This window comes from Kitasatospora sp. NPDC036755 (assembly GCF_040636595.1).
In the GTDB taxonomy this organism is placed as follows: domain Bacteria; phylum Actinomycetota; class Actinomycetes; order Streptomycetales; family Streptomycetaceae; genus Kitasatospora.
In genome coordinates, this window is record NZ_JBEZUT010000313.1 from 1 (window position 1) to 10,183 (window position 10,183).

Genomic DNA, 10,183 nt, shown 5'->3' on the forward strand with positions numbered 1-10,183 from the left:
GCTGCCCGACGCGTTCACCGCCCACGCCCGCACCACCCCCGGCGCGCCGGCCCTGCTGTGGCACGAACAGAGCGTCACCTACGGCGAGCTCGCCGCCCTGGCCGGGGCCGAACGCGAGCGCCTGGCGGCCCTGGACCTGGCGCCGGGGGAGCCGGTGGGCCTGCTGGCCGTCAAGTCGCCGGCCGCGATCGCCCTGGTCCTGGCCTGCCTGATGGAGCGCCGCCCCTTCCTGCTGCCCTCCCCGCAGCTGGCCCCCGCGCTGCTGGCCGCCCTGTTCGCCCAGGCCGGCGCCCGCCGCCAGCTCGCCCCGCTGGGCCAGGACGCCCCGGCGCTCCCGGCCCTGCCCCACCCGGCCCCGGTACCGACCCTGGCCGCCGGCACCTCCTTCATGCTCACCACCTCCGGCTCCACCGACCTGCCCAAGATCGTCCCCCTCGCGCAGCAGGCCGTGGACCGCTTCACCGCCTGGGCCCACGACACCTTCGACCTCGGCCCCGGGCGCGTCGTGGCCAACTACGCGCCCCTGAACTTCGACCTCGCCCTGCTGGACGTGTGGGCCACCCTCGCCGCCGGCGGGACCTGCCTGCTCATCGACCCCGCCCACGCCCTCAACGCCCGCCACCTGCTCGCCCAGCTGACGCGCCACCGCCCCCACGTGCTGCAGGCCGTCCCCCTCGCCTACGCCCTGCTCGTCCAGGCCGCCACCGCCGCCACCGCCCGCACCGGCACAGGCACCGGCACCGGCACAGGCGGTACGGGCGGCGGCGGCCAGGGCCCGGGGACGGTGCTGGACAGCGTCGAGCACGCCGCGTTCACCGGCGACGCCATCGACGCCCGCACCCTGGCCGCCCTGCCCGCCCTGCTGCCCTCGGCCCGCCTCTACAACATCTACGGCTGCACCGAGACCAACGACAGCTTCCTGCACCGCCTGGACCGCCTGGACGCCGCGGCCGCTCTGCCCGTGCCCATCGGCGAACCCCTGCCCGGCGTGCGCACCCTCGTCGCCACCGGCGACGGCACCCCCCTGCAGGGCCCCGGCAGCGGCGAACTCTACGTCTCCACCCCCTTCCAGGCCGCCGGCTACCTCGACCGCTCCCGCGACACCGGACGCTTCACCACCCAGCCCGAAGGCGCCGGAGACGGCCGCCGCTGGTTCCGCACCGGCGACCTCGTCACCCGCGACGAGCACGGCCGCATCCACCTCACCGGCCGCGCCGACTTCCAGGTCAAGGTCCGCGGCGTGGCCGTGAACACCGCCGAGATCGAACGCGTCCTGCTCACCCACCCCGACGTGCGCGAGGCCGCCGTCGCCGCCGAGAACGACCCGCTGACCGGCAAGCGCCTGCACGCCGCCGTCCAGCGCGCCCCCGGCTCCACCCTCAACAGCCTGGTCCTGCGCGAACACCTGGCCCGCAACCTGCCGCGCGCCGCCGTCCCCGAGAAGCTCGCCATCCACGACGAGCCCCTGCCCAAGACCGCCACCGGCAAGGTCGACCGCAAGGCCGTCCTGCCCACCCCCTGACCCCCGCACCACCCCGCACCGCACCACCCCGCACCGCACCGCACCGCCCCGGCGCGCGCGAACCGCACCACCGCACCACCACCGCACCACCGCACCACCCCGCACCACCAAGAAGACCGACCATCCACCGAAGCAAGGGAGTTGCCCGCCATGAGCAACATCGCCCGGATCAAGCGGTTCCTCATCGAGGAGTTCCTGCCCGACATCACCCCCGACCAGCTCGCCGACGACCACGACCTGCTCTCCGACGGCGTCATCGACAGCCTCGGCGTCCTCAAACTCATCGCCTGGGTCGAGGACCACTTCGCCCTGCCCGTCGACGACACCGACCTCGACCCCAACAACTTCCGCTCGGTCGCCGCCATCGACGCCTTCATCACCCAGCGCCGCACCGCGGCCACCGCCACGGTGGGCGGCTGACCGCCATGCACCCGGCCCTCACCGCACTGCTCGCCGGCCGCCCGGTAGCCCTGGAGGCCTGGCGCTCGTGGTGGGACCAGCTCGAACACCGCACCCTGGGCCCGGCCGACAGCGACCGGGCCCAGGCAGCGGCCCTGCTGGCCGCCCTCACCACCCGCCTGCCCGACCCGGACACCCTCACCGCCCTCGTCACCACCCTCACCGAACGCGCCCCCCACCCCGGCCCCGCCCACCCCCACAGCGTCAACATCGTCGGCACCGGCGGCGGCCCGGCCACCTTCAACCTCTCCACCGCCGCCGCCCTGACCGCCGCCGCCATGGGCATCCCCGTCGTCAAAACCGGCTCCCGCGCCTACACCAGCGCCGCCGGCTCCGTCGACCTCCTCGAACGCCTGGGCATCACCCTCACCTCCAGCCACACCGCCACCGCCGACCACCTCGCCCGCCACGGCATCGCCTTCGCCGGCCCCCACGTCTACCCACCGGCCCTCACCCGCCTGGCCCGCACCCTCTACCCCCTCACCCTCAAACCCTTCGGCGCCCTCCTCAACACCCTCGGCCCGCTGCTCGCCACCGTCCCCGTCACCGCCCAGCTCACCGGCGTCTCCACCCCCGCCGCCCTGGCCGCCCTGCGCCCCCTGGCCGCCCACGACACCCGCCGCACCGTGTGGCTGGCCCACAACACCGCCGGCGCCGACGAACTCCTGCCCTTCGCCGACAACACCCTGCACACCCCCACCGGCGCCCTGCACCTGCCCGCCGGCACCATCGCCCCCGCCACCGGCACCCTCGCCGACCTCGCCCCGCACCCCGAGGACCTCACCGGCCACTTCCTGAACGCCCTCGCGGGCCGCGCCGGCGACACCGCCACCCACACCATCGCCCTCAACGCCGCCGCCCTCGCCCTGGCCTGCGGCCGCCACACCCACTGGGCCACCGCCCACACCGCCGCCCTGGACGCCCTCGCCGACGGCGCCCCCCGCGCCCTGGCCGAACGCCTGCGCACCACCCGCCGCAAGGAGACCACCGGTGCCTGAACCCCTCTTCCCCCCGCCCGGGCCGGGACTGGCGGTCTTCCTCAACGCCGGCGACCCCGCCGGCCGCCTCACCGACCTCGCCCTCATGCTCGACACCCAGGGCGTCGACGTCCTCGAACTGGCCGTCCCCTTCCCCAACTCGCCCACCGACGGCCCCGTCATCCGCCGCTCCGCCGCCCGCGCCCTCGAGGCCGGCACCACCCTGGACACCGTCCTCGCCGAACTCGCCGACCTCACCCCGAAGCTGAACCACCTCAAGGTCGCCCTGCTCGCCGACTGGAGCCACAGCCTGCGCCACCGCGACCCCGCCGCCACCACCCGGGCCATCGCCGACGCCGGAGCCCGCGCCCTGCTCGTCCACGCCCTGCCCCCACGCCTGCGCCCCGCCTGGCAGCACGCCCTGCGCACCCAGGGCCTGCCACAGGTCACCACCTGCTACCCCGCCTCCACCCCCGACACCCTCCACGCCGCCGCCCGCGACGCCACCGGCGCCTACGTCTACCTCGTCGCCCACTACGGCCGCTCCGGCACCACCCCCGCCACCGGCCACCACGCCCTGGCCGACACCGTCACCGCGCTGCGCTCCGCCGCCCCCGGCACACCCGTCGCCGTCGGCTTCGGCGTCAAGAGCGCCGCCGACCTGCGGGCCGTCGCCGCCAGCGGGGCGGACGCGGCGATCGTCGGCTCCGCCGCCGTGGCCCGCCTGGAGGACGCCGCCGCCGAAGGCCTCGACCCCGTCGAGGAGTTGAGGGCCTTCCTCACCGACCTCCGCCCCGACCCGAGCGCCCACCCGCACCGGCCCGGCGGACCCAGCACCACCACGCACACCGGCACCACCACCGTGCACACCGGCACCACCACCGTGCACACCGGCACCACCGGCACCACCGTGCACACCTGCGTGCACACCCCCACCACGGTGCCCGCCACCGCGAGCACCCCCACCCGGAAGGACCGACCCGCATGCTGATCCGCGACCTGGCCGACGTCAAGACCGTCGAGTGGGGCAACGGCCTGTCCCGCCGCTTCCTCGTCGAGAGCGACGGCCTCGGCTACAGCCTCACCGACACCGTCGTCAACGCCGGCACCAAGTCCCGCCTGGAGTACCGCAACCACCTCGAGGCCTGCTACTGCATCGCCGGCTCCGGCGAGGTCGTCGACATGGACGGCAACACCCACCCCATCACCCCCGGACGCCTGTACGCCCTCGACGAGCACGACGCCCACTACCTGGTCGCCAGCCCCGAGGAGGACCTGCGCCTGGTGTGCGTCTTCTCCCCGGCCCTGCGCGGCGACGAGGTCCACCAGCTCGACGCCCACTCCTCCTCCGCCTACTAGGAGAACGCCCCCCTTGCCGGGGGCACCTCCTGCCAGGCACCCCCGCACCCCGCCGGGGCCCGCCGCCGCCCGCCCGCCGCGCGGCCCGGGCCCCCGGGATCCGGGAACCCCCAGGAACCGACGACAGCCGGCGCCCACCCCATCTGTCACCACCCGCGCCGGCCTGCCACCCCGGGCCCCGCACCCCGCGGCCCGGGAGGAAGGCGGCACATCCCATGATCCGCTGGAACGCCGACCAGACGGCCCTGCGCGAGGGCCTGGCCCGCTTCGGCGACGACCTCAGCGCCGGCCACATCGAAGGCGACGAACAGGCCGCCTTCTCCCACGACAAGTGGCGCATGATCCAGAAGACCGGCATCCTCTCCCTGCCCTTCGAGGAACGCTACGGCGGCCTGGACCAGTCCCTGCTCACCACCATGTACGTCCTCGAAGGCCTCGGCGCCACCTGCCGCGACGGCGGCCTCAACTTCTCCGTCACCACCTCCATGGCCTCCACCGGCGTCCCCCTGCAGGCCTTCGGCTCACCCGCCCTCAAAGAGGCCTACCTGCCCCGCATCGCCTCCGGCGACGCCATCGGCGCCCACGCCATCACCGAGTCCGAATCCGGCTCCGACGCCATGCAGATGCGCACCCGCGCCGTGCGCGACGGCGACCACTTCGTCCTCAACGGCGCCAAGACCTTCGTCTCCAACGGCCCCGTCGCCGACGTCATCGTCGTCTACGCCCGCACCCACCCCCAGGGCGGCGCCCTGGGCGTCACCGCCTTCCTCGTCGACGCCGACACCCCCGGCCTGACCACCGGCAACCCCATCAAGAAGATGGGCCTGCGCACCTCCCCGCTCTCCGAGCTCTACCTCGACGACGTCCGCGTCGGCGCCGACCGCGTCCTGGGCCGCGTCGGCGGCGGCTTCCTCGTCCTGGACCACGTCATGAAACGCGAGATCCTCTACACCTTCATCGTCAACACCGGCGAGATGCAGCACCGCCTCGCCCGCTGCCTGGACTACGCCAAGACCCGCATGTCCTTCGGCAAACCCATCGGCTCCTACCAGTCCGTCGCCAACAAGATCGTCGACACCAAGATCCGCCTCGAAACCGCCCGCAAGTGGCTCTACGACACCGCCCAGCGCCTCGAAGCCGGCGACAACGTCACCGTCGACATGGCCATCGCCAAACTCCTCACCAGCGAATCCAACCTCGCCACCTCCCTCGCCGCCGTCCAGGTCTTCGGCGGCAACGGCTACATGGCCGAATACGGCCTCGAGAAGGACGTGCGCAACGCCGTCGCCGGCACCATCTACTCCGGCAGCAACGAAATCCAGTACAACCGCATCGCCGCCATGCTGGGACTGGGCAAATGACCGCCCCCGCCGCCCCGCTCGCCCCCACCAGATCCGGCCACCTCAAAGTCTGCGGCGCCCGCACCCGCTCCGACCTCACCCTGCTCGCCGACACCGGCCCCACCCTCGTCGGCCTGTGGCACGGCATCCCCGGCGGCCCCGCCGAACTCGAGGCCGACCGCCTCACCGACCTCGCCGCCACCGCCATCCGCCTGGGCCTGGAACCCGTCCTCGTCACCTTCCTCGACGACGCCCCCACCATCGCCGCCCTCGCCCGCGCCACCGGCATCCGCTGGATCCAGCTCCACGCCTACCAGAGCCCCGCCCTCGTCACCGAACTGCGCGAACACCTGCCCTACGCCGTCCTCGTCAAAGTCCTCCACCTCTCCCGCGGCCGCTGCCTGGAACGCGCCTTCACCCGCGCCTACGCCCGCGCCGGCTGCGACCTGTTCCTCCTGGACACCGTCACCGACGACGGCCGCGTCGGCTCCACCGGCCAACCCCTGGACCCCACCCACGTCCACGCCCTCCTGCCCCGCCTCACCATCCCCTTCCTCCTCGCCGGCGGCCTCAACGCCACCAACCGCGACACCTACCGCACCGTCACCGACCACCCCCTGTACGCCGGCGCCGACATCGACTCCGCCGCCCGCGACCGCACCGGCCGCTTCACCCACGAAGCCGTCACCGCCCTCACCCGCGCCTGGCACCCGCGCCTCCAGGAGACCCCGGCATGACCTTCATCGACGCGCTGCTCACCGCCGCCCGCCCCCTGGTCATGGAAGTCAAACTCCGCGACCCCCACGGCGCCGACCTGCTGGGCGAACGCACCGTCACCGACCTCGTCACCCGCTACGAACAGGCCGGCGCCCCCTGCCTGTCCGTCGTCACCGGCCGCTGGTTCGGCGGCACCCCCCGCCTGCTGCGCGACGTCGCCGCCGCCACCGAACTGCCCGTCCTGCAAAAGGACTTCCTCACCCGACCCGCCCAACTCGAAGCCGCCAAGGCCCTGGGCGCCTCCGCGGTCCTGCTCACCGCCGCCCTGCTGCCCGCCACCTCCCTGCGACGCCTCGTCGACGCCGCCCTCGACCTCGGTCTGACCCCCTTCGTCGAGATCACCGACGAACGCGAACTCGACACCCTGCCCCGCGTCCCCGAATGCGTCGTCGCCGTCAACAACAAGGACATCCGCACCCGCGAACGCGACCGCGGCGACCTCGGCCGCAGCCTGCGCCTGCTGCCCGCCCTGCGGGCCGCCGGCTGCCGCGCCCCCGTCTCCGCCTCCGCCATCACCGAACCCGCCGACGCCGCCCGCCTCCTGGACGCCGGCTACGCCGCCCTGCTCATCGGCACCTCCCTGATGCGCACCACCGACCTCACCGGCTGGCTCGCCGACCTCGACGCGGCCACAGGGGCGGTCGCCGCATGAGGAACGACCTGCGCACCCGCTCCCTGGTCCTGGACGCCGACGGCATCCCCCTGTCCGCCCTCGTCGCCGAACCCGAGGGCCGCGCCCCCAAAGCCGTCGTCCTGGCCGTCCACGGCCGCGGCATGCGCGCCGCCTACTTCGCCGGCCCCGCCCACCCCGACACCAGCCTGCTCACCCTCGCCGCCGACCTCGGCTACACCGTCCTCGCGATCGACCGCCCCGGCCACGGCGCCTCCGCCCACCGCCTGCCCGCCGGCCAGCTCATCGCCGACCAGGCCGCCACCCTCCACGCCGCCCTCACCGACTACGCCCGCGCCCACGACACCGGCGCCGGCGTCCAACTCCTCGCCCACTCCTTCGGCGGCAAGATCGCCCTGCACCTCGCCGCCCACTGGCCCGCCGACCCCCGCCTGCCCCTGCTGGGCTGCGACATCTCCGGCCTCGCCCAGCACTACGCCCCCGGCGCCTGGGACCGCCCCGACGACCTCGCCGGCGGCGGCCGCCTCAACTGGGGCCCCCTCCACCTCTACCCGCCCGGCACCTTCCACGCCGCCCGCACCCTGCTCACCCCCGTCCCCGCCCTCGAATCACGCGAACTGGCCACCTGGCCCGCCCGCTACAGCGCCCTCGCCGCCCGCGTGCGCGTACCGGTACGCCTGACCCTCGCCGACCACGAACACTGGTGGCGCCTGGACGAGACCGACCGCACCGCCCTGACCGCCGCCTTCCCCACCGGCCTCGCCCACCTGGCCCGCGCCCGCCGCGCCGGCCACAACCTCTCCCTGGGCCACGCCGCCCGCCCCTACCACCTGCGGGCCCTCGCCTTCACCGACGACTGCCTCACCCACCCCGCCCCCGCGGCCCCCGCCGCGCCCGCGCCCGTCCTGGCCGCCGTCTGACCCCGCCGGCCAGGACCGCACCCACCGAGCCATCCGACGCGGGGTGGTGAAACGGGACCCCGCCGCCCCTGCCCCGGGCAGGCAGCGGCGGCGGGGCCCCGGCCCCGAGGGGGCGCTACAGCCCCTGCGGGCAGGGGAGCCCGTCCTCGACACGCGGGCACGTGACGAGCGCGCAGGACACGTACTGACTGTTGTTCGGGTACCAGCCCCAGACCACGTCGGAGCCGGCGCTCTGGCCGAGGGTGTCCCGCACGTACTGCAACCGTGCGTCCTGGCTGCCGCCGTACGACTCCGGGAAGGGATGCTGCCTCAGCTCGTCGGCCATCCACGCCACAGCGTCCTCGATCTCGTGGAAGGTGCCGCGGATGAGCCGCGGAGACTTCTTCAACCAGTACTTGACCTCCATCGGCGGAAGCTCGTCACCGGGGCTCTTGGACTCCGACCTTTCGCGTCCGACCCACCCGTATGCGTGCCAGTGCCGTGCCACGACGTCCCCTCAGGTATGCGCCCCCGGGCCGGCCCCAGGTCTCGGGAACCGGCCCGGCCGTGATCGCCTCAGGCTAGCGACTGGAACACGTAGTCACGCCCGCCGTCGCTGTCCCCCGGCTGCGGGTTGCTCCCCTTGCCGTCGTTGGGACTCTCACCGGGGTCGTACGCCAGGCCGAACGCGTGGCGTGTGGTCATCGTGCTCAACCGTGCCTCCTACCGGTGCCGGAGGGCCGTTCCCGCAGACGGGGGAACGGGGTGTGCAACCTGCCGGCTCGATCAACGGACCCGCCCCACGGGAATCCCGCGCCGCCCGCCGTGGTTGCCACCGGCAGCCCATGAACGGACCACGTCTTCGACATGGGAACTGACGAGCCATCACCCGAGGGGCGGCACATGAAGATCGGCGACATCGAGATCCTGGCGATCACCGACGGCACCGGCACCGAACGGGGCGCCGACGTCCTCACCCGCCCCGGCGCCGACGACCCCTGGGCCTGCCACCGCCACCACCTCGCACCCGACGGCACCCTCGCCCTGCCGCTCGGCGGCTTCCTGGTCCGCACCGCCCGGCGCACCGTCCTCGTCGACGCCGGCGTCGGCCCCCACGACGACGGCCGCTACCGAGGCGGCGCGCTGCTCGACTCCCTCGCCGCCCACGGCACCACCCCCGACGAGGTCACCGACGTCGTCTTCACCCACCTGCACTTCGACCACATCGGCTGGGCCAGCGTCGAGGGCCGGCCCGTCTTCCCCAACGCCACCTACCGCGCCCACCGCGCCGACTGGCAGCACTTCGTCACCGGCCCCGACGCCACCCCCCACACCGTCGCCAAACTCACCCCCGTCGAGAACCGGCTGGAACTCTTCGACACCGACTTCACCCTCGCCCCCGGCCTCGACGCCCTCCACCTGCCCGGCCACACCCCCGGCACCACCGTCTTCGTCGCCTCCGGCGGCGGTCGGCGAGCCCTGCTGCTCGGTGACGTCGTCCACTCCGTCGTCCAGTTCGCCGAACGCGACTGGCAGGTGGTCTGGGACATCGACCCCGCCGCCGCCAGTGCCGTGCGCAACCGCCTCACCGACGAAGCCGCCGACACCGACGACCTCCTCGTCGCCGCCCACCTGCCCGGCATGCGCTTCGGCCGCATCCTCGCCGCCGACGGCCACCGCCGCTTCGTCGCCGTCTGACCCCCACCCCGGCCGGTCTCGGCCGCCACCCGGCGTGCGGCCGCCGGCCGCCGGCCGTGCGGGCGCGTCCGGTGGCCGTGCGCGTCGCCCGTGGCTTGCCGGGCCGCCGGCGGCGACCCCACACTGGGCTGGTCCGCCGTGGGGGAGGGGGCGTCATGGGGGTGGTCCTGGTACTCCTGCTGGGGACGGCGGCGGGGGTGGCCGCGGTGGGGCTGCGCTGCCGGGCGGCGCTGCGCGCGCTGTACCGGGCCGAACGGCGCGCGGCGGGGCGGGAGTTCGACCTCGATGCGAGCGAACTCGCCTGCCTGGCCGGGACGCTGGGACAGCTCACGCTCACGCGGATGCACGAGGCCGGCCGTCTGGTCGCCTCCCGCTCGGGCGACGTCACCGCGACCGGCGCCGCCGGCGGCCCCGGGGCCCTCGACGCTGCTCCATCTGCACGAAGTAGGTGTTGACCGAGAGGGCCATCGCCATCTTCAGCTGGTACGGGCCCTTCTCGCTCGCGGACTCGTTGGGTACGA

Annotated in this window: 12 protein-coding genes; 10 read left to right on the top strand and 2 right to left on the bottom strand. The window is 74.5% G+C overall.

Features of this window, described 5'->3' with window-relative positions; genetic code table 11:
* The 9 genes from AB0E96_RS32920 to AB0E96_RS32960 all read left to right on the top strand — a co-directional run.
* Positions 1-1,522 (top strand): AMP-binding protein (locus AB0E96_RS32920; RefSeq protein WP_359829456.1); only part of this gene is annotated, 1,522 nt, incomplete at its 5' end.
* A 150-nt stretch (positions 1,523-1,672) separates the two neighbouring features.
* Positions 1,673-1,942, top strand: coding sequence for a phosphopantetheine-binding protein (locus AB0E96_RS32925; RefSeq protein ID WP_359829457.1), 270 nt, complete (start codon positions 1,673-1,675; stop codon positions 1,940-1,942).
* 5 nt (positions 1,943-1,947) lie between these two features.
* Positions 1,948-2,979: a hypothetical protein gene (locus tag AB0E96_RS32930; RefSeq protein WP_359829458.1), complete on the top strand. Its 1,032-nt coding sequence runs from the start codon at positions 1,948-1,950 to the stop codon at positions 2,977-2,979.
* The gene (trpA, locus tag AB0E96_RS32935) at positions 2,972-3,949 is read left to right on the top strand and encodes a tryptophan synthase subunit alpha (RefSeq protein WP_359829459.1); all 978 of its coding nucleotides are present in this window, start codon (positions 2,972-2,974) and stop codon (positions 3,947-3,949) included. The genes AB0E96_RS32930 and trpA overlap by 8 nt, the downstream gene beginning before the upstream one ends.
* Positions 3,943-4,317 (top strand): ectoine synthase, encoded by a 375-nt coding sequence (locus tag AB0E96_RS32940; protein ID WP_359829460.1) that lies wholly within the window; start codon positions 3,943-3,945, stop codon positions 4,315-4,317. Before trpA ends, AB0E96_RS32940 begins: the two co-directional genes overlap by 7 nt.
* Before the next feature lie 215 nt (positions 4,318-4,532).
* Positions 4,533-5,678 carry an acyl-CoA dehydrogenase family protein gene (locus tag AB0E96_RS32945; RefSeq protein ID WP_359829461.1) on the top strand — a complete coding sequence of 382 codons (1,146 nt, stop codon included), beginning with the start codon at positions 4,533-4,535 and terminating at the stop codon, positions 5,676-5,678.
* Complete coding sequence (locus AB0E96_RS32950) at positions 5,675-6,394, top strand: N-(5'-phosphoribosyl)anthranilate isomerase (RefSeq protein ID WP_359829462.1); 720 nt, start codon at positions 5,675-5,677, stop codon at positions 6,392-6,394. The genes AB0E96_RS32945 and AB0E96_RS32950 overlap by 4 nt, the downstream gene beginning before the upstream one ends.
* Entirely contained in the window at positions 6,391-7,086 is a 696-nt protein-coding gene (locus AB0E96_RS32955; protein WP_359829463.1) for an indole-3-glycerol-phosphate synthase, read from the top strand. Before AB0E96_RS32950 ends, AB0E96_RS32955 begins: the two co-directional genes overlap by 4 nt.
* Positions 7,083-7,985 (top strand): alpha/beta fold hydrolase, encoded by a 903-nt coding sequence (locus AB0E96_RS32960; protein WP_359829464.1) that lies wholly within the window; start codon positions 7,083-7,085, stop codon positions 7,983-7,985. Before AB0E96_RS32955 ends, AB0E96_RS32960 begins: the two co-directional genes overlap by 4 nt.
* A gap of 115 nt (positions 7,986-8,100) precedes the next feature.
* Here AB0E96_RS32960 and AB0E96_RS32965 read toward each other — a convergent pair whose 3' ends face one another.
* Both AB0E96_RS32965 and AB0E96_RS32970 read right to left on the bottom strand, forming a co-directional pair.
* Positions 8,101-8,391, bottom strand: coding sequence for a hypothetical protein (locus tag AB0E96_RS32965; protein WP_359829465.1), 291 nt, complete (start codon positions 8,389-8,391; stop codon positions 8,101-8,103).
* Positions 8,392-8,540: 149 nt separating this feature from the next.
* Positions 8,541-8,669, bottom strand: a complete 129-nt coding sequence (locus tag AB0E96_RS32970; protein WP_359829466.1) for a hypothetical protein — start codon at positions 8,667-8,669, stop codon at positions 8,541-8,543.
* A gap of 198 nt (positions 8,670-8,867) precedes the next feature.
* Between AB0E96_RS32970 and AB0E96_RS32975 the strand changes: the two genes are divergently transcribed.
* Complete coding sequence (locus tag AB0E96_RS32975; RefSeq protein WP_359829467.1) at positions 8,868-9,662, top strand: MBL fold metallo-hydrolase; 795 nt, start codon at positions 8,868-8,870, stop codon at positions 9,660-9,662.
* The last annotated feature ends 521 nt before the right edge of the window (positions 9,663-10,183 follow it).

Coding starts and splice junctions, on each gene's coding strand:
- AB0E96_RS32925 (WP_359829457.1), top strand. CDS start 1,673: ATGAGCAACATCGCCCGGATCAAGCGGTTCCTCATCGAGGAGTTCCTG.
- AB0E96_RS32930 (WP_359829458.1), top strand. CDS start 1,948: ATGCACCCGGCCCTCACCGCACTGCTCGCCGGCCGCCCGGTAGCCCTG.
- AB0E96_RS32940 (WP_359829460.1), top strand. CDS start 3,943: ATGCTGATCCGCGACCTGGCCGACGTCAAGACCGTCGAGTGGGGCAAC.
- AB0E96_RS32945 (WP_359829461.1), top strand. CDS start 4,533: ATGATCCGCTGGAACGCCGACCAGACGGCCCTGCGCGAGGGCCTGGCC.
- AB0E96_RS32950 (WP_359829462.1), top strand. CDS start 5,675: ATGACCGCCCCCGCCGCCCCGCTCGCCCCCACCAGATCCGGCCACCTC.
- AB0E96_RS32955 (WP_359829463.1), top strand. CDS start 6,391: ATGACCTTCATCGACGCGCTGCTCACCGCCGCCCGCCCCCTGGTCATG.
- AB0E96_RS32960 (WP_359829464.1), top strand. CDS start 7,083: ATGAGGAACGACCTGCGCACCCGCTCCCTGGTCCTGGACGCCGACGGC.
- AB0E96_RS32965 (WP_359829465.1), bottom strand. CDS start 8,391: ATGGAGGTCAAGTACTGGTTGAAGAAGTCTCCGCGGCTCATCCGCGGC.
- AB0E96_RS32970 (WP_359829466.1), bottom strand. CDS start 8,669: ATGACCACACGCCACGCGTTCGGCCTGGCGTACGACCCCGGTGAGAGT.
- AB0E96_RS32975 (WP_359829467.1), top strand. CDS start 8,868: ATGAAGATCGGCGACATCGAGATCCTGGCGATCACCGACGGCACCGGC.